Here is a 24662-nt window from a genome sequence, read left to right on the forward strand (position 1 = left end):
CGGTGCGGGCGTCGAGCTCGAACAGCTCCACCGCCCGCATCCGCTCCGAGGAGGCGGCCACCAGCTGCAGGGGTGCGCCGGCCGCGGCGAGCATCACTCCGGCGTCGCTGATGTCGAGGAGGTCCATGCAGTGCTCGGTGACCCGGTAGAGGAACTCCGCCGGATCGAAGTCGGCGACCAGCACATCGGCCAGATCGATCAACGCGGCCGTCACCCGCCGCTCACGCGGAAGAACAGTGGGTTCTTCCCCACTCGGCGGATCAGAGGCAGGGGCAGGCATGGTCAGAACGCTTTCCGCATCGTCGGTGTCAGCGACCGCAACCGGACAAGCACGCACGGGGACTGGGTGGAAACCACCCGGCCACGCACTGACCTATAGCTATGTCTACTCGCCCCCGCACCCGCCCGCCAGACCCCCGTCCCGTCACGGTGGAGACCGCCTCACGGCCACCCCAGGGCGACGTGGCGGACCGGCTGTCCATGCGCGGCAGTCCGCACGGCGTGACCGGAGCCGCTGCGTCCGGGAGTGGTGTTCTCGCGGACGTGGCACCGGTCCGCACGTCCCCACCGGCGTCACCGGCATCACCGGCTGCACCTGAGGCAACCGCTTGAGCGCCTGCCGCGCCTCACAGCCGACCCCACTGGTGCACCGCTTCCCCTACGCGTGCACGTGGACCTCGGCGGCCTTGCCCCGCCACTGCCGCCACAACCGGTCGTAGGTGTCCGCCTGCTCCGACGTCCACCCCTGCCCGGACGGCCGGGCGACCGGTACCTCTGCGGACCGCCGCTCACCTCCGGTGCCTCCCGTCCGTCGTGCGGCACCCGCGGCACGAGGCTCTCCCGCGGCCGCAGGAGCCGGCGCTCCCCGTAGCGGCGGTGACCGCCCGCGCCGGTCCGGACCGGCGCGGGCGACAGCGCACCGATCTCGTCGTAGCGGCGCAGGGCGCGCCGGGTGTACCGGGGCAGCCGGTGGCCTTGAGGGGTGACGATCCCGGCGTTACCCATGAGCCGACTGCTGGACGGCCTTGAGGACGTGGCCCGCTCCGTCCCCGGTCGCGATGTGATGTGCCGCTGCCGCAGCGGCTCGTGCGTATGTCCGCTGTCGCACCACACGGTCGAGGGCGTCGGCGAGCCGTTCGGCGGTGAGGGCCCGGAAGGGAACGGGTTCGGTCGCGGCGCCGAGGGCGGCGAGTCGTCTCGCCCAGAACGGCTGGTCGGCGGTCACCGGCACGGGGACCGCCGACACCGCGGCGCGCAGGGCGGCGGCCGACGTGCCGGCCCCGGCGTGGTGGACCACCGCGGCCGGCCGCGGGAACAGCAGGGCGTGCGGTACGTCCCCGATGGTGAGCAGGTCGTCGCCGTCGGCACTGGTGTGCCGGGCCCGCAGGTGTTCCAGGGCGTCGGCCCGCGGATTCTCGAAGACGGTGGCGATCTCCTCCAGGGAGAAGCCAGCTCGCGGTGGAAGAGGATCTGCTGCAGACGCACCAGGTCGGCGTCGCTGCAGAGCCGATGGCCGGCCGGACTGCGATCACCGGGCGAGAGCAGCCCCGCCTTGTGTAGTGACGCAGCGTCCGCACCGTCACCCCGGCGAAAGCCGCGACCGCCCGGCAGCGGCGGGCCGGGCCCTGAGCGGTACCGGTCCCGGCGCCGTTCGGCATCCGCCGGGCCGGTCCACTGATCCCCAGGTCAGGGGGTGCGAACACGCCTTGCACGTCAACCCCACGGTAGGCAATACTCCGCTTCCCCCCACAATCGTTGATCACGACCGTTCACGGATCCGCCTCGCACCGGCCGTGCTCAGCCGCGGCACCTGTGTCGCCGCACCCGATTCCGTCAACCGGACATCCCGTGGGAGGGACTCTGCCCGATGGGCGCAACCCTACGAGCGCTGCGCGCTCTTCTGTTGCTCGCCGGCTTCTATCTGCTCGGTGTCCTGCTGCTGGCGGTGCTCGCCGGCATCGACTGGCTGCTGTATCTGCACGCCCCGTCGAGCGTCGCGGTGAAGCTGTACCTCGTGTCCGTGCTGCTGGCGATCCCGGTGGCCCGCGGCCTGTTCATGCTGCGGACGCCGAAGGCCGAGGAGGCTCCCGGCCTGCCCGTCACGGAGGCCGACGAGCCCGTGCTGTGGCGCACCGTTCGGGAGCTGGCCGACCGGATCGGCACCCGCGCCCCGTCCCGCATCCTGCTGACGCCGGACGTCAACGCGGCCGTCGCCGAGGACGCCCGGCTGCTCGGCCTGCTGCCCGGCTCGCGCCGCCTCCACCTCGGCGTGCCTCTCGTTCAGGGGCTGACGGAGGCTCAGCTGCGATCGGTCATCGCGCACGAACTGGGCCACTACTCCAACGCCGACACCCGCCTCGCCGCCCTCGGCGTGCGCGGCCGCGCCCAGATCCTGCGCGTCATCGGGCACTTCGAGGAGCTCGCCGGGAGGACCGCGGCACGGGAACAGGCCCGGCAGGAGAGGAAGAACGCCAAGGCCGCGGCCAAGGGCAGGAAGACGAAGGAGGTCGACACCCGGCACCAGGGCATCACGTACCGCGCGATGGCCCGGATCTACACCGCGTACGCCAAGCTGTACCTCCGCGCCACGCTGGCCGGCGCCCGCCGCCAGGAGTACGCCGCCGACGCCGCGGCCGCCCGGGTCGCCGGCCGGGACGCCACCTCCTCGGCTCTGCGCGAGATCCCGGTGCTGGACGCCGCGTTCGGCTTCTACATGCACCACTACGTCACCCTGGGCGAGGAGGCCGGGCTGCTGCCTCCCCGCGGTGAGGTGTTCGGCGGTTTCGGCCGGATGCTGAGCGCCCGCCAGCTGGAGCTGGCGGGGTTGCGCACCGACCTGCCGACCGAGCCCGTCTCGCCGTACGACTCCCACCCGCCGATCGCCGACCGCGTCCGCCGCATCGAGGCCCTGCCCGCCGACCACCGTACCGACGAGGGCAGAGGCGCCGCCCTCGGTCTGCTGTCCGACCCCGAACGGACCCTGGCGGCGCTGGAGGACGCGGTCCTGACGGAGGAGGTGCGGCGGTTCCGGCGTACGGCCGACTGGCCGGAACTGCTCAACGGCTCGATGACCACCCAGTTCGCGGGCCTCGACACGCCCCTGCACCGGGCCCTGGCCCTGTACACCAAGACGCATCCGACCCTGCCCGCGCTGCTCGACCTGATCGACGACGGCCGGCTGTGGCAGCTGGCGCGGCGACTGCCGCTGTCCGACGAGGCGGTGGCCGCGAAGGGGCGCGCCTTCCGGGAGTTCGCGCGTCCGGCCCTGACCGAGTCGCTGCACCGCATGGTGCTGGCCGAGTTCAGCGCACACGCCCGCCTTCACTGGGAGTTCTCCTGGGAGCGGGGGGCCACCGCACGGCTGCTGCCCGCGCCGGGGGAACCGGCGCCGCCGTCCGACGCGGCCCTGAGCGACCTGATCGACCCCGCTGTGGGCGCCGCCGTCGCCGACCACCCGGACACCGGACCGCTGCGCGCCCTGCTGCCCTCCACCCCGACCGACCCCGCGAACCGAGAGACGGACAGTTCCCGATGACCGTAGTGCTGTGGATCCTTGCGGTCCTGGCCGTACCCACACTGATCTTCTTCGGGTGGCTGGCCTGGGTGTTCCTCAAGGAGTTCTTCTCCCCGAGCCATGACGAGGACGCCGCGGCCGAGGCGGCCGAGAAGCTCGGCCTGCTGCCGGCCGACCGGCAGAACACCGGCCACGCCGGCCCGCTGCCCACGGGCTGGGAAGCGGCGCTGAGCCGCGTGGGCGGCGGCGACTGGCACGCGGCGGCCGAGCTGCTGCGGGGCATCGGGCGGGACTGGGACCGGCGGTCGATGGCCGTCGGGCTGCTGAGCGGACTGGCGGCGGACGACGACACCTGGCTCCTCGCCTGGGAGTCGGCCCGCCCTGACGACCCGGACGCCGCCGTGGTCCGGGCCACCAGCACGGTCACCCTCGCCGGGCGGATCCGCGGCGCCAAGCGGGCCGAGTACACGACGCAGGAGCAGTTCGCGGGCTTCCACCGTATGCTGCACCGCTCCCGCGACGAGATAGCCCGGGCGGCGGCGCTCGACCCCGACGACCCCACGCCCTACGTCATGGAGATCACGGTGGCGCTCGGCCTGGGCTACCCGCACTCCGAGATGGACAGGCTGTGGGCGGAGATCACCGCACGCGCCCCGTACCACTACGAGGGGCACTGGCGGGCGCTCCAGTACTGGTGCAAGAAGTGGCGCGGCTCCGAGCAGCTGGCGACGGAGTTCGCCGAGCAGGCCGCGGCGAAGGCTCCGCCGGGCAGCCTGCTGACCGTGCTCCCCCTGATCGCCCACTTCGAGCACGACGAGTCGGACGACGCCGAGGGCGACCGAACGCCCGAGATGGTGGCCCGGGTGGACGCGGGCCTGGCGGACGCGGCCGCGGCCGACCCGGCCCATCCGCGGCTGCCGGAGTTGCGCCACCTGCTGGCGTACTACCTCTCGCTGCAGGACCGGGACGAGATGGCGATCGAGCAGTTCCGGCTCGTGGACGGTCATGTGAACGCGCTGCCCTGGCGCTACCGGGGCGGCGGCGCCGACATGACGGCGTACTACTGCAAGATCCGCAACTCGTCGGCGCAGGTGGTCGCTGCCACGGGCTGACGTCGGCCGGAATGCGGGGCGGCGCTCGACCGTGCGCCGAGTGCCGCCCTCACGTGGTGTCGGGAAGCCGACGCGCAGGCCGGCTTCCCCGGCCTCGGCGTGGGCGCGGACGTCGGCCGGGGCATGCGGCCGCGCCGGACCGCCGGGGACGGCGGAGCCGCGCGGGCCGGGTGGGACGTCACCCTCCACCCGGCCTGCGCGGCCGTCGCAGCCGGACAGGGGTCCGTACGCGCCCCTGTCCGGTGTCACCCACGGCGGTCCTGCCGTTGACTGGCAGCAGAGCCGCGCTCAGGTCCGGCAGTGCGGCGGTCAAGGCCACGACGGCTGCCGTCAGGACCGGTCTCCGCCGGCTTTCGGCGGGAACGGCGATGCTCCGACGGTCCGGTCCGCGACACCCGTGAGGGTCCTACCGGCGTGGGGTTACTTCCCGGCGGTCCGGACAGAAGGAGACAGGTGGCTGCTTGCTCCTGCGCTCTTCGGGTAACAGGGGCGGGGACGGCGGTGGCACCTGCCACGCCGGCTCTGACCGAAAGCGGCAGGTTGTGGCGCATGGCGACCAATTAGGAGGTTCGGGTGACGACGCACAGGCCATCGCGCTGGAGATCGCCGATGCCGTAGACGCTCTGACGGACCTGTGGTCGTTGGCGGCTCAGGGGGCCGCCTTGCGCCTGTCCGCCCATCAACTGCGTGCGCTGCGGATCCTGCAGGCGTCACCCGGTCTCAACCTCACGGCCATGGCGGACGGGCTGCGCGCGGGGCTCCCCACCGCCAGTCGGCTGTGTGACCGGCTGGAGGCGGCCGGCCTGCTGGAGCGTGCGGTGCATCCGCGTAACCGACGTGAAGTACGGCTCAGCCTCACCGCACAGGGGCGCCTGGTGATGGAGGACCTGGCAGCACGTCGGATGCGGGTGCTGACGGCCGCGTTGGAGGGGATGCGGCCGGCTGAGCGCGTGGCGCTGCGTCGCGGCCTGCGGGCCTTCCGGACCACGCAGAACACCGACGGCTCCCTCCCGCCGGAAGGCGCGTGACGGCGGGGCCGGCCACTCGTTCGGTGTCGCGGCCCTCGTCCGGCCGCTCGCTCGGTGTCGCGGCCCCCGTCCGGCCGCTCGCTCGGTGTCGCGGTCCTCGTGCGGCCGCTCCGGCCCGGCCAGACGACAGCGGCGTCGGCGGTCGGGTCCCTTTCGCCGGAAGGGCAGGCCCGCCGTCACTTCGTCTGCGGCCCGAACCGGCGCTTGTACGCCGACGGAGTGATGCCGGTCCCGCGGCGCATCAGTGTGCGCAGATTGGCGGCGGTGCCCAGCCCGCTGCGCCGCGCGACCACCTCGAAACGGGTCTCGCCCCGCTCGATCAACCGGCACGCCAGGGCGAGCCGTTCCCCCGTCAGCCACGCCAGCGGCGTCGTGCCCAGTTGCGCCCGGAAGCGGCGGTGCAGTGTCGCCGGACTGACCGCCGCACGCGTCGCGAGGTCGGACACGGTCAGCGGTGAGTCCAGCCGTTCCTGGACCCAGGCCAGGACGGGCGCCAGGGACTCGTCCGGCAGGTCGGGCATGGGGCGCTCCACGAACTGCCGCTGCCCGCCGTCCCGGTGCGCGGCGAAGACCAGTCGCCGGCTGACGGAGTTGGCGATCTCCGCGCCGTGGTCGCGGCGGACCACATGCAGCCCGAGATCGAGCGCGGCCGCGCTCCCCGCGGCGGTGAGGATGTCGCCGTCGTCCACGAACAGCACGTCTGTTGCGAGGTGGACGGAGGGGAAGCGGGCCCGGAAGGCATCCGCCCACTGCCAGTGCGCGGTGGCCCGCCGGCCGTCGAGGACGCCGGCCTCGGCCAGGGTGAAGGCGCCGCTGCAGAAGCCGATCAGGCGCGCGCCGCGTGCATGCGCCCGCCGGACGGCATCGAGCACGGCGGGGCGGCGGGGCACCTCGACGTCCGGGCGGTTGGGGACGATCAGGGTGTCCGCCGCGTCGGCCGCTTCCAGTCCGGCGACCCCCGTGAGCGTGAAGAACCCGTCCCGCATCAGGGTGCGGGGCTCGGGCGAGCAGAGCCGGAAGTCGTAGAGATCACGGCCGATCTCCGGTCTGCGCAGGCCGAAGACCTCGGTCGCGCAGCCGAGCTCGAAGGGGTTGGAGTTCTCGTCCACGACCACGACGACCCGGTGTACGCCCGCCGTGTGAACCGCTTGCGAGGATTCTTTCGCCATATGCGATTCCTAGCACTCACACCGGCCGTGCGGAACGGCCCAGGATGAGCCCATGAGCAACGGACCCATCCCCCTCAGCACAGCTCTGGCCTCATTCGACGCCCTGTGGAGCCCGCGCATCGTCGCGCGCGTCAACGACTACGACGTCCGCATCGCCAAGGTCGAGGGCGAACACATCTGGCACGTTCACGACCACACCGACGAGTTCTTCCTGGTGCTCGACGGAGAGCTGCGCATCTCCTTGCGCGAGCCCGACGGGGAGCGCACGGTCCTGCTCCCGCGGGGAGCGGTCTTCACCGTCCCCCGGGGCACGGAGCACAAGCCCTACGCTCCGTCCGGCGCCGCGATCCTCATGTTCGAGCCCACCGGGACACAGACCGTGGGCGATCGCCACGACGAGGTCCCGGACCACGTGGACGCGACGACCGGGCACGCGCTCACCACCTGAGCCGACAGGCTCCGGGCGCGCCCTTCCCCTGCCTGCCGCGAACGGGGCGGGGACCGCCGACGGCCCGTCATTCGCCGTGGGGGAAAGGCGGTGCGGAAACCCAGTCGGTGATGGTGACGGTGGTTCCTTGTCCGGGCCGGCTGTCGAGCGTGAATTCCTGTACCAGGCGTCTCGCGCCGTTCAGTCCCAGTCCCAGGCCCTGGCCGGTGGTGTAGCCGTCGGTCATGGCCAGGTCGATGTCTTGGATACCGGGCCCTTCGTCGACGCAGGACAGCCGCAGCCCACGGGTCCGCCCGTCGTCCAGCACGGTCATGTCCATGTGCCCACCGCCGCCGTGGACGAGGGTGTTGCGGGCCAGTTCGCTGGCTGCCGTGACCAGTTTGGTCTGCTGGATCAGGTTGAATCCGAGTTCGTTCGCGATCTGGCGGATCCGGCGTCTCGCGCCGGCGAGGTCGGCGCCGGAGCCGATGGGGATCCTGGTCGTCAAGCCGAGTCGGGCCTGCATGACGCGCCCTCCTCCAGGTGTGGGGACGGTTCGGCGCGGGGAACCCGGCCCGGCGGGGCCGGGGCTTCCTCGACGCCGAGGGTGGTACGCGGCCCATGGACGGTGAGCATCGGTCCGGCCGGCGCCCTCGGCACGGCGCGGCGCGCCCCGCCGGGCGACGATCGCTTCCGGCAGGCTCTCCAGGACTGTCCGGCTGCGCGCGCTGTTCAGGGCGCCGATCAGCGGGGCGGCGACACCCGGGGCCGGGTCACCGGCGTGGCCGCCTCCGGAAACCGTTGACGGGGCGGCCGTGCGCTTCGGCCGGCAACCGGCCGTGCCGGAGCCGGGCGCCGCGGTACCCGCCGGTTCGCCGTAGGGCGCGACGGCGGGCGGGGCGGTCACCAAAACCTTGGACGCCCCGACCGCTCCGTCGCACGAGCCGGTGAGGACCGCGCATGACGGGAGGGCTCGGGTCCGGCGCTCAGCGATCTGCTCGCGGCGCCGGCCGAGTAGGTACCGACCCGCTGCGCCTCCGGCCGTTGAGTCGCGTCCCGCTGCGACACCCGCATCCTCTCCCTGCTGCACTGGTTCCGCGTTCCGCCGGTGGGCGCACCCACTGAACCGATAGTTGTCGTATGACAAACATTAGACCGCGGGGAGCGGCACGAACAAGCACCCCTCGCGCCGGGCCGTGCGCAGCGGCCTTCCGTCACCGTCCCCGCCAGTCCAGGCAGACCACCAGGGCGTCGTCGTCGGGGGCCTGCTGGCCACGGTGCCCGGTCAGCTCCCGCAGGATGGCGCGCGGAACCTCGGCGGCGGGCAGCAGCCGCGTGGCGTGGATCGCCCGCGCCAGCGCCGCGTCGCCGTACGCCTCGCCCTTGGGCGAGGCGACGGCGTAGACCCCGTCGCTGACGAAGACCAGCCGGTCGCCGGGCTCGACCTGGAAGTCCTGGGTGCGGTAGTCGGTCTCCTCGAACATGCCCAGCGGCAGCTGCGCCTCGAAGTCGATCCGCTCCACCGTTCCGCCGCGCAGCCGCAGCATCTGGGGCGAGCCGGCGTCCACCACCAAGGCGCGTCCGGTGGCGAGGTCGAAGTCGAACATCAGTACCGACAGGTACTGCCGCCCCTGGTACTGGGCGTAGACCGCCTGGTCGGCCAGTGCCGCCTGGTCGGCCAGGGGGATGCCCGCCCGGCGGGCATTGCGCAGGGCGTTGACCGCCAGGTTCGTCAGCAGGGACGCCTCTATGCCCTCGCCCATGCCGTTGGTGACGTACAGCAGCAGGCGGTCCGCGGTCACGGACCAGTCGAAGTTGTCCCCGAAGATGGCGTACGCGGGTTCCAGCTGGGCGCCCAGCTCGTACTCGCGCCGGGCACAGGAACGTCCGGGCAGCAGCTGCCACTGCATCTCGGCGGCCAGAGTGAGCCGGTTCGTGCGCCGGGCCTGCATGTACAGGTCGGTCTCCCGTTCGGCCACGATCACCGCGTGGGCGAGCACCTCCGCTATCTCGGCCAGTTCCTCCAGGCAGCCGCGCACGTGGTCCCCGCCGGGCAGTACGACCGACAGCACCCCGAGCCGGTCGCCGCGCACGCTGACCGGCAGATGGGCGCGCACCAGGCCACCGGGGGCGCTCTCCATGAAAGGTTCCTGGGCGCCGAAGGCCCGGCCCTCGGAGCTGTTGTGCACCGACACCGGCTCCAGGGTGTGCGGCAGCACGGACACCGGCTGCAGCATCGTGAGACCGTAGTCGGCCATCAGCAGCTCGACGGACTCCGCCGCATACTGCTCGACCAGTACACGACGGACAGCGTCGAGCAACTCGTGCGGAGCCGCCGTACGGACAGCGCGCTCGGCGGCCACAAATCTGTTCACGATAGAAACCAATCTTTTGCCGGACTCCTAGGGGAATGTCCGGGGAAGTGAGACGTGCGATGCGGTCATGCGGCCGCACAAGCCCTCTGCCGTCAGCCCACACGGCTAGTACGCTGTCAGCCGTCCCAGTGTCTGCGAGAGTGTGACCGTGAGTACCTTCCGCCCCCGCCCACAGACCGACGAGATCGCACGCGTGACCTCGACGGCCGCGGAGCTGCTGGAAGTGCTCTGGGGCCGGGCCTCCACCGCGCCCGCCTCCGCCTCCCAACTGCGCGTGCTGCTCATCCTCGAGCACCACGAGGGCATCAATCTGCGCACCCTCGCCGACTCCCTCGCCTCCACACCGCCCTCGACCAGCCGGCTGTGCGACCGGCTGCAGGCCTCCGGCCTCGTCGAACGCGTCGTCAGCGCGAACGACCGGCGCGAGGTGCACCTGTACCTCAGCAAGCGGGGCCGCACCTTCCTCGACGACCTGCGCAAGCGCAGGGAGCGGGAGCTGCGGGCGGTGCTGGACCTGATGCCCGCGGCGAAACGGGAGGCACTGCTCGAAGGCCTGGAGGCGTTCCGCAGCGCCGCGGCGACCCGGATCCACCACGAGGCCGGCACCGACGCCGACACCCGTTCCGCCTGAACCACAGGGCGCGGCGCCGGGCTCCCCGGCACGCCGCGGTGCCGGTGACCGGTCCACCGGACAGCGCCCGCCCACCGGGACATCTCAAGCCTCTCCACACGCACGTTCACCACGGCACACTCTGTTGCCCTACGACTATAGTTGTCAAACGGCAACAGTTGCTTCTTCGTTGCCCTCCTCGACCGAAGTCACAGGCGCGCCCCCGGCCTTGTCGCGCTCGCCCGTACGCGGTTCGCTTCGGGGACGGCCATCTCGTCGGACACCTCGGGGCGGCAGCGGCGTGAGCGACCACGATCCGCTTGCGGACCGTGGTTGATAGGTTCGGTTCGACATGAGCCATCAAGGCTGGGGGAGTGGAACGTGACCGGTGCGGCCCATCTGCGTCAGACGCTGCGGGACATCGAGGTCTTCGCCGGCGAGCTTCCCGGCTTCGACCCGTCGACCGCACCGGACACACCGTTCGAGCTGTTCACCGAGTGGCTGCTCAACGCGTTGGGCGCCGGGGTGCGGGAGCCGCACGCCATGACGCTGGCCACGGCGGACGCCGACGGTGATCCGACCGCCCGTGTACTCATCCTCAAGGACGTGAGCCCCGAGGGCTGGCAGTTCGCCTCGGACGCGAGCAGCCTCAAGGGCCGCGACCTCGCCGCCCGCCCCTATGCGGCACTGACCTTCTACTGGGCGCCGCTCGCCCGCCAGGTCCGGGTGCGCGGACCGGTGGTGCGGGAGACCCCCGAACGGTGCGCCGCGGACTTCCTCGCCCGCAGCGCGGGGGCACGAGCGGAAGCCCTGCTCGGCCGGCAATCGCAACCGCTCGCGGACCTGGCCGAGAGGGACGCTCAGGTGGAGGCAGCGCTCACCCGGATCGAGAGCGAGCCGGACCTCGTGGCGCCAGGGTGGACGCTGTACTCGGTGCGCCCGGAGTCGGTGGAGTTCTGGCAGGGCGACAAGCAGCGCCGCCACACCCGGCTCGTCTACCTGTCCTCCCCCGACGGATGGACCAAGCAGATGCTGTGGCCCTGATCCCTGTCCGGTCCACACATACTGACGTCGGCAGCAGCGCGCCGGCCTCGGCGGACATGTGACAACCGCCGTACGGAGGCGGTCCGTTGCCGACCGGGCGGAGAGCCGTGTGCGGACCGGGGAAGGGGCGGGTGCTCGAAGGCCGGGGACGCGAGCCGGGGGAGGGCGATCAGCGGCGGGCCCGGTCGAACCGGTCGGCGCGGCGGCTCACCCGGAACGGGCCGACCAGCACCGCATGTGCCCGGTCGGCGATCTCCACGGCCGGATGAGAGCGCACCGTGGAAGGTGCGTCCACCACGCCTCCTGACGGGTGAAACGACCATGGAGTCTGGTGCGCGCTGACCACCTGTGGTTATCTTGGCCCCATGACCGTGCTCGTGACCCGCCGCCACGTCGACTACGTGCGTGTCACCACCACGGGCTGTTCCGCCGCGAGCTGACGCCTCGCTCCGGCTTCTGAGCAGCCTCTTCTCTCTTTCCCACTGCATCGCGCTGGCCTTCGCACCCGTACCGGGGCGGGGCGCGCGGCTCTGCGGTCCCTTCACGCCTGCCCTCCCCCTCCGCGCAAGGGAGCACCACCATGAGCCAGCCCATCGACTCCGTCACCGCCGGCCACACCCCCGACGACGAGGCGGCCGGGCCCGGCACCTCCGCCTGGTCCTTCGAGACCAGGCAGGTCCACGCCGGTGCCGCGCCCGACCCGACGACCGGGGCGCGGGCGACGCCGATCTACCAGACGACGTCGTTCGTGTTCCGCGACACCCAGCACGCCGCCGACCTGTTCTCCCTGGCCGAGCCCGGCAACATCTACACCCGCATCCACAACCCCACCCAGGACGTCTTCGAGCAGCGCGTCGCCGCCCTGGAGGGCGGGGTCGCGGCCGTGGCGCTGTCCTCCGGGCAGGCGGCGGAGACCCTGGCGGTCCTCGCGCTGGCGAGCGCCGGCGACCACATCGTCTCCAGCGCCTCTCTGTACGGCGGTACGTACAACCTGTTCCGGCACACGCTGCCGAAGTTCGGCATCGAGGTGTCCTTCGTGGACGACCCGGACGACGCCGAGGCGTGGCGGTCGGCGATCCGGCCGAACACCAAGGCACTGTTCGCGGAGACCCTGGGCAACCCCCGCGGCAACGTCCTCGACGTGCGGGCGGTCGCGGACGTCGCCCACGAAGCGGGCGTGCCGCTGATCGTGGACAACACCGTGCCGACGCCCTACCTGCTGCGGCCGATCGAGCACGGCGCGGACATCGTCGTGCACTCGGCGACCAAGTTCCTGGGCGGGCACGGCACGGCCGTCGCGGGGGTCGTCGTCGACGGCGGCACCTTCGACTTCGGGGCGCACGCCGACCGGTTCCCCGACTTCACCGAGCCCGACCCGAGCTACCACGGCCTGCGGTACTGGCCGGCGCTCGGCCCGGGCGCGTACGCCGTCAAGCTGCGGGTGCAGCTGCTGCGCGACCTCGGTCCGGCCCTCTCCCCGCACTCCGCCTTCCTGCTCCTGCAGGGCGTGGAGACGCTCAGCCTGCGCATCGAGCGGCACTCCGCGAACGCGCTGGCGCTGGCCGAGTGGCTGGAGCAGCGCGACGAGGTCGCCGCCGTCCACTACCCGGGTCTCGCCTCCAGCCGCTGGTACGAGGCCGGGCGGAAGTACCTCCCGCGCGGCGCGGGCGCCATCGTCTCCTTCGAGCTGCGGGACGGCATCGAGGCCGGCAAGCGGTTCGTGGACGCCGTCGAGCTGTTCAGCCATCTCGCCAACATCGGCGACGTACGCAGCCTCATCATCCACCCGGCCTCCACCACCCACAGCCAGCTCGACGAGGAACAGCTGGCGGCCACCGGCGCCTCGCCCGGCCTGGTGCGCCTCTCGGTCGGCATCGAGAACCTCGCCGACCTCAAGGCGGATCTGGAGGCCGGGTTCCGCGCGGCGAAGGGCGCGTCCTGAACACCGTACCGACGCCGTCCGAGGTCCCCCTCCCGCCGGCCTCCGGGGCCTGGCGGGAGGGGGACCCGCCCGGGCGTCGCCAGTGGTACGAGCGGGGAAGGCCCCTCACGCTGGAGGCGGGTGGCGAACTGCCCGGCGTGCGGCTCGCCTTCGAGACCTGGGGGCGGCTCGCCCCGGACCGCTCCAACGCCGTGCTGGTACTGCACGCCCTCACCGGCGACAGCCATGTCGCCGGCCCTGCCGGGCCGGGCCATCCCACCCCCGGCTGGTGGGACGGACTCGTCGGTCCCGGGCTGGCGCTCGACACGGACCGGTGGTTCGTCGTCGCCCCGAACGTCCTGGGCGGCTGTCAGGGCAGCACCGGCCCGTCCTCCCCACGCCCCGGCGGACCGTACTGGGGCGGCGACTTCCCGTTCCTGACCCAGCGCGACCAGGTCGCCGCCGAGGCCGGTCTCGCCGACGCGCTGGGCATAGACCGCTGGGCCCTGATCGTGGGCGGCTCGATGGGCGGGATGCGGGCGCTGGAGTGGGCCGTGTCGTATCCGGAGCGCACGGACGCGCTGCTGCTGCTCGCCACGACCGCCGCGGCGAGCGCCGAACAGATCGCCTGGGCCGGCGTCCAGCTGCACGCCGTCCGCTCCGACCCGCACTGGCACGGCGGCCACTACCACGACACCGGCCGGGGCCCGCACGCCGGACTCGGCCTGGCCCGGCGGATCGCCCACGTCACGTACCGCAGCGAGCCGGAACTCCAGCTGCGCTTCGGCCGCGAGCCGCAAGGGACGGAGGATCCGTGGCACGGCGGCAGGTACCAGGTCGAGTCCTACCTCGACCACCATGCCGCCAAGCTGGTGCGCCGGTTCGACGCGGGCAGTTACGTGGTCCTGTCCGAGGCCATGAACAACCACGACATCGGCCGCGGTCGCGGCGGCGTGCGCGCCGCCCTGCGCCGGGTGACCGCCCGCACCCTCGTGGCCGGCGTCGGCTCCGACCGCCTCTACCCGCCGTCCCAGCAAGCGGAGCTGGCGGCGGGCATCGCCTCGGCGGATCACCTACGGCTCATCGACTCCCCCTACGGCCACGACGGTTTCCTGATCGAGGTGGAGCAGGTCGCCGCGCTCGTGGGCGAGCTCGTCCACAGGGACTCCTCACCACCGGCACCGGAGCCGAGACGTCACCGTCCGCTCCCCTGACGGGTTCCCGGCCACCGGCAGGCACCGGGAAGAAGGCGCCCCATCCATCGAAGAAGGGCAGCACGCATGTCGCCTCGCACCGCGAACTCAGCCGTGACCGTCCACCCGCTGCTCGCCGGACGCTGGAGTCCCCGCTCGTTCGACGCCACGCACACGCTCACCGACGAGACCGCGAGACCGCCGCCCGTGAGCGGCGTCCCGTGGCGGAGACCTTCTCCGCCCGGAGCTGGGGCGATCCGTTCCCCGTCGGCCCCTGAACCCGGCCTTCCCGTCTTTGCCCCGTGCCCCTTCGACCACCGGTTCCGTATTCCGTGGGAGTGCATGTGACCGTCCGGGACTCCTCCACCGGCACCGGCACCTTCGTCGACGCCGGCCTGCCCGCCGCCTCCTGTGTTCCAGGGAGTGGACAGCAGTTGGTGCGGCGCTGCGGCTGCTGTAGAAATGGGCCTCATGATGTCCGAGCCCTTGGTGCGACACCTGGTCATCGACCTGTGCCGACGCCCGGGTTCGTGTTGTCGCTGATCTGAGCTCTGCTCTTACGCGCCCTGCCGTGCGGTGATGTCACCCGCACGAGGGCGGTTGCCGCGCCCCTGCCGCAGGGGTGCTCCCTCTCCTCTTCGTTCGGCATCGCTGTCGCTCGGGTCCGGCCACCCCCGCCGGCCGACGGCAGCAGCTCACGTCCCGGCGCCCAAGGAGGACGACGCATGTCCACAACCCCTGTTCTTCCCACCCCAGGTGACGCACCGTCATCTATTGGCGTGCCGCCCGAACCCCGCTCGCCGGCGCGGGGCGTGTGGGCGCGCGTGCGCCATGTCGCGCTGCCGTTCGGCTCCCTCCTGCTGTTCCTCGTCCTGTGGCAGCTGCTGGCGGCGAGCGGGACGTGGAGCGAGACGCTGGTGCCGTCGCCCGCCAAGGTGTGGGACGCGTTCGTCAACGTGTCCACGACGCACGACGGCGTACGCGGCTACAACGGCACCTACCTCGTCGAGCACCTGGGCATCAGCCTGCGGCGCATCGCGCTCGGAGCCGGTATCGGCATCGCGCTCGGAGTGTTGTCCGGGCTGCTCATGGGCACCGTCGGCTGGGTGCGCTCGCTGTTCGAGCCCTGGATCACCTTCCTGCGGACGCTGCCGCCGCTGGCGTACTTCTCGCTGCTCGTCATCTGGCTGGGCATCAACGAGGAGCCGAAGGTCACCCTGTTGGCCGTGGCCGCCTTCCCGCCCGTGGCGGTGTCCACCACCACGGCCGTCGTGGCCGTGCCGAAGAGTCTGGTCGAGGCCGCCCGTGCGCTCGGCGCGTCGCGGTGGGACGTCGTCAGGGACGTCGTCGTGCCGTCCGCTCTGCCGCAGACGCTCACCGGGGTCCGGCTCGCCGTGGGTGTGGCCTACTCCTCGCTCGTCGCCGCCGAACTGGTCAACGGCCTGCCCGGCATCGGCGGCATGGTCAAGGACGCCGCCAACTACAACAACACCCCCGTGGTGCTGGTCGGCATCATCGCCATCGGCGTCTCCGGCCTGATCATCGACGGCCTGCTGCTGCGGCTGGAACGCACGGCCGTGCCGTGGCGCGGTCACGCGTAGCACCCTTCCTCCCCTCCGCACAGAAACGGCTCCGCCATGTCCCGTCCCCTGCAAGGCCCCTCCCGCCGTCTCCTCCTCACCGGCGCCCTGGCCGCCCTGTCCGCGGCCGTCACCGGCTGCTCCTCGGACGGTGAGGCGTCCTCGTCCGGCGGCTCCAAGCGGCTGCGCATCGGCTACTTCGCCTTCCCCAGCGGCGACCTGCTCGTGAAGAACAGAAAGCTGCTGGAGAAGGCGCTGCCGGACTACAAGATCACCTGGATCAAGTTCGACTCCGGGGCCGGCGTCAACCAGGCCTTCCTGGGCAAGTCCCTCGACATCGCCGCGCTGGGCTCCAGCCCGTTCGCCCGCGGGGTGTCCGGCAGCTCGCCCATCCCGTACAAGGTCGCGTGGATCCTCGACGTCGCGGGCGAGAACGAGGCCCTCGTGGCGCGCAGGGCCACCGGCATCTCCGACGTCGCCGGGCTCAAGGGCAAGAAGATCGCCACCCCCTTCGCCTCCACCTCGCACTACAGCCTGCTGGCGGCGCTGGGGACAGCCGGCCTGAAGCCGTCCGACGTCGAGCTCATCGACCTGCAGCCGCAGCCGATCCTCGCCGCCTGGCAGCGGGGCGACATCGACGCCGCCTACGTCTGGCTGCCGACCCTGGACGAGCTGCGCACGACCGGCACCCAGCTCACCAGCAGCAAGGAGATCGGCGCCGCGGGCAGACCGACCCTCGACCTGGCCGTCGTGTCGGACGACCTGATCGCCGGGGACCCGCAGGCGATCGACGCCTGGCGCACGGCGCAGGCCGAGGCCCTGCGCCTGCTCGAGTCCGACCGCGACGGCTCGGTCGAGACCGTCGCGGCCGAACTCGGCATCAGCGCCGCGGACGCCGAGGCGCAGCTCGCGCAGGGGGTGTTCCTCACCCCGGAGCAGGTGGTCTCGGCCGACTGGCTGGGCACCGAGGGTGGCCCGGGCGAACTGCTCACCTACGTCACCGACACCGCCCGGTTCCTGGCCGACCAGAAGCAGATCGACGCCGCACCGTCCGAGGACGTCGTGCGTGAGGCGTTCTACCTGAAGGGGCTGTCCGATGTCCTCAAGTGAGATCACCGGGACCGTGCAAGGGGCGGGCACCGCACGATCCGGGTCGGTCCGCATCGACCACGTCACCCACCGCTACGGCCGGGGCGGCGAGACCTTCACCGCCGTCGGTCCGCTCGACCTGACCGTCCCGGCCGGGGAGTGCCTGGTCCTGGTGGGCGCCTCCGGCTGCGGCAAGAGCACCCTGCTGCGGCTGATCGCCGGGTTCGAACGGCCCACGCACGGCTCGGTGCGGGTCTGTGGCGCCGAGCCGCGGCCCGGTGAAACGGCCGGCGTGGTGTTCCAGACGCCGCGGCTGTTCCCGTGGCGGACCGTGCGGGGCAACATCGACCTGGCGCTGCGGTACGCGGGTGTCGAGCGCGCCCGGTGGCCCGAGCGCCGTGCGGAGCTGCTGGCCCGGGTCGGCCTGGACGGCACCGAGAGGCGACGCGTCTGGGAGATCTCCGGCGGCCAGCAGCAGCGCGTCGCCATCGCCCGGGCGCTCGCCGCCGAGAACCCGCTCCTCCTGCTCGACGAGCCGTTCGCGGCGCTGGACGCGCTGACCCGGGAGCGGCTCCAGGAGGACGTCCGCCGGGTGACCGACCTCACCGGCCGGACCACGGTGTTCGTGACGCACTCGGCGGACGAGGCGGTCTTCCTCGGCTCCCGCATCGTCGTGCTGACCAGGAGCCCGGGGACCGTGGCCCTGGACCTGCCGATCAGCCTGCCCCGCGGCGACGTCGACGCCGAGGAACTGCGCGGCTCCCGCGAGTTCGCCGAGCTGCGCGCGCAGGTCTCCCACGCCGTCAAGGCCGCCGCGGCGACCTGATCCCGGTACGCGGGAACGGACACACGGGTGAGCGGGCCCGCAGCGGTCCACGCTGCGCGGGGGCGGGCGCTCCCCTCACCTGCGGTTCCACTCCCGCGCGAGCAGCTCGTACGACCTCACCCGGTCGGTGTGGTCGTGGGTGATGGTCGTGATGAGCAGCTCGTCGGCGCCGGTCGCCTCCTGGAGCTGCTCCAGGCCGTCGGCCACGCGCCCCGGTGAGCCGACGAACTGCGTGTCCACGCGGTCCCGCACCAGGTCCGTGTCCTGCTCGCTCCACTCCAGGGCCCGGGCCTGCTGCGGCGTGGGGAACTCGATGGCGCCCTCGGCGGTGCGGATGCTGCGCACCCATGCCGCGTAGCCGGTGGCCAGCTCGCGGGCCGTCTCGTCGTCCTCCGCCACGACCACGTCGGCCGAGACGCCGACGTAGGGCTTGCCGAGGACGTCGGAGGGCTGGAAGAAGGCCCGGTAGCCGTCCACGGCCTCCAGCACCGTGGCCGGGCTCACGTGGTAGTTCGCGGCGAACCGCAGACCCCGCGCACCCGCGACCTCGGCGCTCGGGCCGCCGCTGCTGCCCAGGATCCACACCTCGACGTCGGCGCCCTCGCCCGGCACGACGTGCGCCTCGACGCCCTCCGGGGACCGGTAGGCGCCGGCCAGCAGGGCGAGGATGTCGTCGATCTGCTCGGCGTAGTCCTGCGACTCGGCACCGGGCAGCAGGAGCAGCTTGCGCTGCAGGGCGATCCGGGGCGAGTCGAGGAGGCGCTCGAAGGAGAAGCGCGGCGGGATCAGGAGGCCGTTCGGGGCCCGGCCGTCCACGACGGGCGTCGCGGTCGCGGGGGCCGCGGTGGGTCGTCCCGGCGGACGGCCGCCCGAGCGGCCCAGGCCGAGGTCGAAGCGGCCGGGGTGCAGGGCGTCGATCAGGCCGAACTCCTCGACGGTGCTGAGCGCGGTGCGGTGGCCGAGCTGTACCGCGCCGGAGCCGAGCCTGATGGTGGAGGTGGCGGAGGCGGTCAGCGCGAGGACGACCGCGGGGGACGTGCCCGCGACCCCCGGGTTGAGGTGGTGCTCGGCGAACCAGTACCGGGCGTACCCGAAGCGCTCGGCGTGCTGTGCCAGGTCGATGGAGTTGCGCAGGGCGTCGGCGGCCGTCGAGCCGGACGGTATCGGCACCAGGTCGAGGACGCCGAGGGGGATGTCAGACATGGGCGGGCTCCTCGGTGACGGGCAGGACCGGTCCCCAGGCGAAGGGCGGGTCCGGGATCTCACGGCGCAGCACGGGAGCGACCTCGGCCTGGAAGAGCTCGAGGGAGGCGCGGTGCCGGGAGTCCGGCAGCCCGTTCGCGTCCGCGTGCAGGTGGAGCACGGTGTGCCCGAACCGCTCGTGGTAGCGGTGCACCTTGTCGATGATCTGCTGCGGGCTGCCGATCAGGGCGGAGCTGCGCTCGGCGAAGTCCTCCACGCTCTCGAAGACCACCGGCAGGCCGGACTGCTTCTGGAACGCCAGAGTCGACTCGAAGACCGGCCGGTACGCCTCGATCGCCTCCTGGGAGGTGCGGGTCGCGAGCAGCCCGGCCGTACCGGCGCCGACCGCGATCCTCGCCGGGTCGTGGCCGTAGTGCTCCCAGCGCTCGCGGTAGTACCGGATCAGCTCGGCGTACGGCTCGACGGGGTGGGTGACGTTCGCGGAGAACAGCGGATCGCCGTGGCGGGCGGCCAGGTCCACCGACTCCTTGCTGGTGGCGCTGCCGTGCCAGACCCGGATGGGCTGCTGGTAGGGCCGCGGCCACACCTCGGCGTCCGTCAGCGGAGGGCGGAAGCGGGTGGCCGCGGTCACCTTGTCCTGCCGCCAGATCTGCCGGAACACCTCGTAGCTCTCGGCGTTGCGGTCCCACTGGTCCTCGGGCGTGACGTGGAACAGCTCGCGCTGGGCGGCGCCGTTGCCCTTGCCGATGATCAGGTCCAGCCGTCCTTCGGAGAGGTGGTCGAGGGTGGCGTAGTCCTCGTAGGCGCGCACCGGGTCCAGGAGGCTGAGCGTGGTCACGGCGGTGAAGAGGCGGATGCGTCGGGTCAGGGCCGCGACGTGGCCGAGGACGACGGTCGGCGAGGAGGAGAGGAAGGGCCGCTCGTGCCGCTCCCCCACGCCGAAGCCGTCGAAGCCGAGTTCCTCGGCGAGCAGGGCGCTGTCGAGGACCTCGCGGAAGCGGTCGTGGGTCGACTTCTGAAAGCCCGTGACCGGATCCGGGCGGTGCACGATCAGGGTGATGGCGAGGAACTTCATGACGCCGCCCGCTCGTCGCGGACGTCGTCCGGGTGCGCGAGGCCGAGGTGGTGGCGCAGGGTCGGGCCCTCGTACTCCGTGCGGAACACGCCCTGCTCCTGCAGGAGCGGGACGACCTGGTCGGCGAAGGCGTCGAGGCCGGTCGGGGTGATGTGCGGGACGAGGATGAAGCCGTCACTGGCGTCGGCCTGCACGAACTCGTTGATGGTGCGGGCGATCGTCCGCGCCGATCCGATGAAGTTCTGCCGGTTGCCGGTCTCGATGACCAGGTCGCGGATCGACCAGTTGTTCGCGGCGGCGAGCTCGCGCCACTCGCGGGCGGTGGCCAGCGGGTCGCGGTACATGCGGACCTGGGCGCGGCCCTGGGAGATGTGCCGGCCGCTGACGTCCGGGTCGATGTCGGGGAGCGGCCCGTCCGGGTCGTAGGAGGACAGGTCCCGGTTCCAGACGAACTCCAGGTGCTTGAGGGCGGTGGCGCCGCTGACCTGCTGGCGGCGCACCACCTTGGCCAGCTCCTCCGCCTCGGCGTCGGTGTCGGCGAGGATGAAGGTGGCGGCGGGCAGGATGAGCAGCTGGTCGGGGCGGCGGCCGTACGTGGCGAGGCGGTTCTTGACGTCCGTGTAGAAGGCCTGGCCCTCCTTCAGGGTGGCGTACCGGCTGAAGATCGCGTCCGCGCTCGACGCGGCGAACTCCCGGCCCTCGTCGGAGTCGCCGGCCTGGAAGATCACCGGGCGGCCCTGCGGGGAGCGCGGCACGTTGAACCGCCCGTGGATGTCGAAGTGCTGCCCGGTGTGGACGAAGGCGCCCGCCTTGGCGTCCCGCAGGAAGGTGCCGGTGGCCTGGTCGGCGAGGATCTCGTCGCCGCGCCAGGAGTCGAAGAGTTCGTTCGCCGTGGCCAGGAACTCCTTGGCGCGGGAGTAGCGCTCCTCCTGCGGCAAGAAGCCGCCGCGGCGGAAGTTCTCGCCGGTGAAGGCGTCCCAGGAGGTGACGACGTTCCAGGCGGCGCGGCCGCCGGAGAGGTGGTCCAGGCTGGCGAACTGGCGGGCCACCTCGTAGGGCTCGTTGAAGGTGGAGTTGATGGTGCCGGTCAGGCCGAGGTGCTCGGTGACGGCGGCGAGTGCGGCCAGGACGGTGAAGGTGTCGGGGCGGCCGACGACGTCCAGGTCGTAGATCTGTCCGCCCTGCTCGCGGAGCCTGAGCCCCTCGGCGAGGAACAGGAAGTCGAACCTGGCGCGTTCGGCGGTCTGCGCGAAGTGCGCGAAGGAGCTGAACTCGATGTGGCTGCCGGCCCGCGGGTCGCTCCACACGGTGGTGTTGTTGACGCCGGGGAAGTGGGCGGCCAGGTGGATCTGCTTCAGCGGCTTGCTCATGGTCGTGGACGTCCCTCCGGCTCAGGCGGTGGCTGCGGCTGCGTAGCGGTTGGCGGGGCGGGCCAGGCCCAGCAGGCCGCGCAGGGTGTCCGCCTCGTAGGCGCGGCGGAAGGCGCCCCGGCGCTGCAGTTCGGGGACCAGCCCCCGGGTGATCGCCGGGAGGTCGTGGCCCGCGACGGCGGGGCGCAACCGGAAGCCGGTCAGCCCGGCGGTGTGCAACTCCTGCAGCAGATCGGCGAGTCGGTCGGGCGTACCGGCGAAGATCCGGGCGTCGCTGGTGTACGGCTCCCCCGCGAGGGCGTCCAGGCGCGCACGCCGGTCCTCCGCGGCAGCCGGGTCGTCGTCCAGGAAGACCACCACGTCACCGAAGACATGCAGGGGTTCGCCCGCTCGCCCGGCCGTCTCCTGCTCGGCACGGATCTCGGCGACGATCGCGCGGGCCTCGTCGGCGTCGTGCGGGGTGACGTAGCCGATGTCGGCGGCACGGGCCACGAGCCGGTACGGGACGGTGTCGTGGGCGAGGGCGCTGACGATCGGCTGGCCCTGCGGCGGACGGGGTGTGATGGAGGGGCCCCTGACGCTGAAGTACCTGCCCTCGAAGTCGATGTAGTGCAGTTTGTCGCGGTCGATGAAGCGGCCGGTGGCGGCGTCCCGGATCTCGGCGTCGTCCTCCCAGCTGTCCCAGAGGCGGCGCACCACCTCCACGTGGTCGGCGGCCTCGTCGAACAGGTCGGCCACCACCTCCTGGGCGGCCGGGCTGTCGTAGGCCTCGATGCGCGCGACGGTGCGGCGGCCGAAGTGCGCGGCCTCGTTCGGGCGGGCGGTGATCTGTACGCGCAGGCCGGCGCGGCCGGCGCTGACGTAGTCGAGGGTGGCGATGGCCTTGGAGATGTGGAACGGCTCCGTGTGGGTGGCGACCACCGTCGGCACCAGACCTATGTGCCGGGTCAGCGGGGCAACGCGGGAGGCGATGAGGACGGCGTCGAGGCGGCCGCGCACCTGGTCGGTGCGCTCGTCCGGGTCGAGGAAGTGGGAGGACTGCGGGCCGAGGCCGTCCTCGACGGTCACGAAGTCGAGCAGACCGCGCTCGGCCTCGGCGACCAGGTCGGCCCAGTATCCGGCGGTGAACAGGTCTCGGGGGCGGGCCACCGGCTCGCGCCAGGAGGCGGGATGCCAGCCGGTGCCGTCCAGGGCGACGGCGAGGTGCAGGGGAGAAGGAGGTGTCGAGGACACGAGTGGGTGCCTTCCTGGAAGTCCGTGACAAGAACGCCGGCCCCTCGCACGGGAGGAGGCGACGGCGGTGAAGGAACGGGTCAGGAACAACAGAGCGCGCCGGCCACGCGCTGGAGGTCTATGTGGGGCCGGGAGTGGAGGTGGACGGTGCGGAATGTGTGCGTCACGTCCGCCACCTCCGTCCTCGGGGCCATGCGCGCCGGCGCCTGGCGGATCTCGTCGTGCGTCACAACGTTCCGGCTTCGCGCGGTGTTCCCGGGCCGTGGACGGGCCGGACGGGCGAGCGGCGTCGCGGGGGGAAGCCGACGGACTCGTGCAGGCGCATTGTCCTGGCGTCGCCGTCGGCGGCGTGCGGGAGGGGAGCGCCGCCCCGTGCGCGGGTGCTCGTCGCGACCGCGCGGATGCGGCGCGCGGCGAGGCCGCGGCCTCGGTGGTCCGGGACGGTGCGGACGGCGCTGGTCCCCGTCCGGTCGAGCGGACGGATCCTCCCCCGGCCTCCGGCCGAGGGACCCCGTCCCGCTTCGCTCGCCGACCGGTGCGGCCCGCACCGCGCTGTCCAGAAGGCGCGTGCCCGGGTCGGCCGGGGCTTCGCCACCACGTACGTCGATCGAGGATGCCACGGAGACGGCCGCTGAGGGGTCACCCCAGCATGTCTAGCAGGTAGTTGCGGGCTACATCATTGCGGCCGTGTGAAATTCCGTCCGGGTTCGCCGGGACCGGGACGTCCGAACGGCTCGCGGCCGGCTCCCCCTGCCCGTCCGGTCGCGCACACCGAGGGCGGCGACGGGCGGGCGCCCCTGCGGTGGCGGGGGACGACGGCGGGCCCCGGGGTCGTACGGCGCCGCCCTCGCCGCTGCCCGCAGTGCCTCACTCCTGGCCGGCCACGTCGCGCAGATACGCACCGAGGGCGGCGACGGCCGAGGGGTTGCGCGGGCTCTCGACCAGGTCGGCGTAGTCGAGGGTGAGGATCCGCCGGTGCCTGACGGCCGAGACGTTGCGCAGCGGAGGGTGCGAGAGGAGGAACTCCTTCTTCCGTTCGGCGCTCACGTCACCGTAGTCGCAGATCACAATGGTCTCCGGGTCACGCTCGACGACGCTCTCCCAGCCGACTGTGGTCCAGGAGTCCTCGATGTCGTGCATGACGTTGACCCCGCCGGCCTCGCTGATGATCTGGTCGGGGGCGGCGTAACGGCCGGAGGTGAAGGGCTGTGTCTCGCCGCTGTCGTAGAGGAACACGGTGGGCCGGTCGGCGCCCCGCGGTGCCTTCGCCCGCACGTCGGCGACCTGCTGCTCGAAGTCGGCGATCAGTGCGTCCGCCCGCTCCTCGACCCCGAACAGCCTTCCCAGGTTCGCGAGGTCGGTGTACAGGGCGTCCAGGGGCGGCATGATGCCGCGCGAGGTGTCGGTGCGACCGTTGCGGCAGGACTCGGTGAGCAGATACGAGGGGATCCCGAGCTTCTCCAGGGCGTCGGGGGTGAGGCCGGTGTCCTCGCTGAATCCGTAGTTCCAGCCGGCAAAAACGAGGTCGGCCCGGGCGTCCAGGACGTTCTCCTTGGTCAGCCGGTCCCTGGAGAGCCATCTCACCTTCTCGTAGCCGTCCTTCCACGGCACGTCGGCCACGTCGCCCTTGTCGTCGGGCATGGCGAACCCGGCCATGCGGTCCTCCAGACCGAGGGCGAACATCAGCTCGGTGATGCCGACGTCGTTGGTGACGACACGCTGCGGAACCCTGTCATAGGTGACCTCGCGGCCGCAGTTGGTGAGGGTGACCGCGGATGTCCCGGCCCTCTCGGAGGTTCCGGTTCTCCCGGACGGTTCGACGGTGGCACCGCAGCCGGTGGCCGTGAGGGTCGCGAGCAGGCAGAGGGAGGCGGCGAGGAGCTTGCGCACAAG

22 protein-coding genes and 3 pseudogenes are annotated in these 24662 nt (G+C 72.4%); 11 read left to right on the forward strand and 14 right to left on the reverse strand.

The annotated features are described in order from the left end of the window. The 3 pseudogenes from IE271_RS25430 to IE271_RS42270 form a co-directional block, all read right to left on the reverse strand. Positions 1–214 (reverse strand): annotated as a pseudogene (locus IE271_RS25430) (RNA-binding protein); the annotation flags it as partial. 783 nt (positions 215–997) lie between these two features. Next, positions 998–1369 (reverse strand): annotated as a pseudogene (locus tag IE271_RS25435) (nucleotide disphospho-sugar-binding domain-containing protein); the annotation flags it as partial. A gap of 6 nt (positions 1370–1375) precedes the next feature. Further along, positions 1376–1658 (reverse strand): annotated as a pseudogene (locus IE271_RS42270) (MerR family transcriptional regulator); the annotation flags it as partial. A gap of 209 nt (positions 1659–1867) precedes the next feature. On the opposite strand from IE271_RS42270, the gene IE271_RS25440 reads away from it, so the two are divergent. The 3 genes from IE271_RS25440 (at position 1868) to IE271_RS25450 (ending at position 5654) form a co-directional block, all read left to right on the forward strand. Continuing rightward, positions 1868–3535: a M48 family metallopeptidase gene (locus IE271_RS25440; protein ID WP_190192755.1), complete on the forward strand. Its 1668-nt coding sequence runs from the start codon at positions 1868–1870 to the stop codon at positions 3533–3535. After that, a complete protein-coding gene (locus IE271_RS25445) occupies positions 3532–4626 on the forward strand; it encodes a hypothetical protein (RefSeq protein ID WP_190192756.1) in 1095 nt (364 codons plus the stop codon). Before IE271_RS25440 ends, IE271_RS25445 begins: the two co-directional genes overlap by 4 nt. Positions 4627–5168: 542 nt before the next feature. Continuing rightward, positions 5169–5654, forward strand: a complete 486-nt coding sequence (locus IE271_RS25450; RefSeq protein WP_190192757.1) for a MarR family winged helix-turn-helix transcriptional regulator — start codon at positions 5169–5171, stop codon at positions 5652–5654. Between the two features lie 176 nt (positions 5655–5830). On the opposite strand, the gene IE271_RS25455 is transcribed toward IE271_RS25450, so the two are convergent. Further along, on the reverse strand, positions 5831–6823 hold the full coding sequence (locus IE271_RS25455) for a helix-turn-helix domain-containing protein (RefSeq protein WP_190192758.1): 993 nt from the start codon (positions 6821–6823) through the stop codon (positions 5831–5833). Between the two features lie 52 nt (positions 6824–6875). Between IE271_RS25455 and IE271_RS25460 the strand changes: the two genes are divergently transcribed. Next, the gene (locus IE271_RS25460) at positions 6876–7271 is read left to right on the forward strand and encodes a cupin domain-containing protein (RefSeq protein ID WP_190192759.1); all 396 of its coding nucleotides are present in this window, start codon (positions 6876–6878) and stop codon (positions 7269–7271) included. 67 nt (positions 7272–7338) lie between these two features. On the opposite strand, the gene IE271_RS25465 is transcribed toward IE271_RS25460, so the two are convergent. Then, positions 7339–7776, reverse strand: coding sequence for an anti-sigma regulatory factor (locus IE271_RS25465; protein ID WP_190192760.1), 438 nt, complete (start codon positions 7774–7776; stop codon positions 7339–7341). 688 nt (positions 7777–8464) lie between these two features. Beyond that, positions 8465–9625, reverse strand: coding sequence for a PP2C family protein-serine/threonine phosphatase (locus IE271_RS25470; protein ID WP_190192761.1), 1161 nt, complete (start codon positions 9623–9625; stop codon positions 8465–8467). 142 nt (positions 9626–9767) lie between these two features. Between IE271_RS25470 and IE271_RS25475 the strand changes: the two genes are divergently transcribed. After that, positions 9768–10256 (forward strand): MarR family winged helix-turn-helix transcriptional regulator, encoded by a 489-nt coding sequence (locus IE271_RS25475; RefSeq protein WP_190192762.1) that lies wholly within the window; start codon positions 9768–9770, stop codon positions 10254–10256. Positions 10257–10616: 360 nt separating this feature from the next. Further along, positions 10617–11279 (forward strand): pyridoxine/pyridoxamine 5'-phosphate oxidase, encoded by a 663-nt coding sequence (locus IE271_RS25480; protein ID WP_190192763.1) that lies wholly within the window; start codon positions 10617–10619, stop codon positions 11277–11279. 169 nt (positions 11280–11448) lie between these two features. Here the strand turns inward: IE271_RS25480 and IE271_RS43385 are convergent, their stop codons facing one another. Then, positions 11449–11574: a hypothetical protein gene (locus IE271_RS43385; protein ID WP_268256219.1), complete on the reverse strand. Its 126-nt coding sequence runs from the start codon at positions 11572–11574 to the stop codon at positions 11449–11451. Positions 11575–11859: 285 nt separating this feature from the next. Between IE271_RS43385 and IE271_RS25485 the strand changes: the two genes are divergently transcribed. From IE271_RS25485 to IE271_RS25505, 5 genes are all read left to right on the forward strand, one after another. After that, positions 11860–13221 (forward strand): bifunctional o-acetylhomoserine/o-acetylserine sulfhydrylase, encoded by a 1362-nt coding sequence (locus IE271_RS25485; RefSeq protein WP_190192764.1) that lies wholly within the window; start codon positions 11860–11862, stop codon positions 13219–13221. Next, a complete protein-coding gene (gene metX, locus IE271_RS25490; protein ID WP_190192819.1) occupies positions 13218–14414 on the forward strand; it encodes a homoserine O-acetyltransferase MetX in 1197 nt (398 codons plus the stop codon). Before IE271_RS25485 ends, metX begins: the two co-directional genes overlap by 4 nt. Before the next feature lie 704 nt (positions 14415–15118). After that, complete coding sequence (locus tag IE271_RS25495; protein WP_190192765.1) at positions 15119–15994, forward strand: ABC transporter permease; 876 nt, start codon at positions 15119–15121, stop codon at positions 15992–15994. A gap of 36 nt (positions 15995–16030) precedes the next feature. Next, complete coding sequence (locus IE271_RS25500; protein WP_190192766.1) at positions 16031–17083, forward strand: taurine ABC transporter substrate-binding protein; 1053 nt, start codon at positions 16031–16033, stop codon at positions 17081–17083. After that, positions 17070–17888 carry an ABC transporter ATP-binding protein gene (locus IE271_RS25505; protein ID WP_190192767.1) on the forward strand — a complete coding sequence of 273 codons (819 nt, stop codon included), beginning with the start codon at positions 17070–17072 and terminating at the stop codon, positions 17886–17888. The genes IE271_RS25500 and IE271_RS25505 overlap by 14 nt, the downstream gene beginning before the upstream one ends. A gap of 75 nt (positions 17889–17963) precedes the next feature. Here the strand turns inward: IE271_RS25505 and IE271_RS25510 are convergent, their stop codons facing one another. The 7 genes from IE271_RS25510 to IE271_RS25535 all read right to left on the reverse strand — a co-directional run bounded on the left by IE271_RS25510 (position 17964) and on the right by IE271_RS25535 (position 24659). After that, positions 17964–19091 carry an LLM class flavin-dependent oxidoreductase gene (locus IE271_RS25510; protein ID WP_190192768.1) on the reverse strand — a complete coding sequence of 376 codons (1128 nt, stop codon included), beginning with the start codon at positions 19089–19091 and terminating at the stop codon, positions 17964–17966. After that, positions 19084–20166, reverse strand: coding sequence for an LLM class flavin-dependent oxidoreductase (locus tag IE271_RS25515; RefSeq protein WP_190192769.1), 1083 nt, complete (start codon positions 20164–20166; stop codon positions 19084–19086). The genes IE271_RS25510 and IE271_RS25515 overlap by 8 nt, the downstream gene beginning before the upstream one ends. Next, a complete protein-coding gene (locus IE271_RS25520) occupies positions 20163–21536 on the reverse strand; it encodes an NtaA/DmoA family FMN-dependent monooxygenase (RefSeq protein WP_190192770.1) in 1374 nt (457 codons plus the stop codon). Before IE271_RS25520 ends, IE271_RS25515 begins: the two co-directional genes overlap by 4 nt. 21 nt (positions 21537–21557) lie before the next feature. Next, on the reverse strand, positions 21558–22769 hold the full coding sequence (locus tag IE271_RS25525; protein ID WP_190192771.1) for an LLM class flavin-dependent oxidoreductase: 1212 nt from the start codon (positions 22767–22769) through the stop codon (positions 21558–21560). Between the two features lie 80 nt (positions 22770–22849). Continuing rightward, positions 22850–22963 (reverse strand): putative leader peptide, encoded by a 114-nt coding sequence (locus IE271_RS44015; protein ID WP_351280599.1) that lies wholly within the window; start codon positions 22961–22963, stop codon positions 22850–22852. Positions 22964–22995: 32 nt separating this feature from the next. Beyond that, entirely contained in the window at positions 22996–23412 is a 417-nt protein-coding gene (locus IE271_RS44020; protein ID WP_373308831.1) for a GNAT family N-acetyltransferase, read from the reverse strand. A gap of 224 nt (positions 23413–23636) precedes the next feature. Further along, positions 23637–24659: an ABC transporter substrate-binding protein gene (locus tag IE271_RS25535; protein ID WP_190192773.1), complete on the reverse strand. Its 1023-nt coding sequence runs from the start codon at positions 24657–24659 to the stop codon at positions 23637–23639. Between the last annotated feature and the right edge of the window lie 3 nt (positions 24660–24662).

This window comes from Streptomyces minutiscleroticus (assembly GCF_014650875.1).
Classification (GTDB): domain Bacteria; phylum Actinomycetota; class Actinomycetes; order Streptomycetales; family Streptomycetaceae; genus Streptomyces; species Streptomyces minutiscleroticus.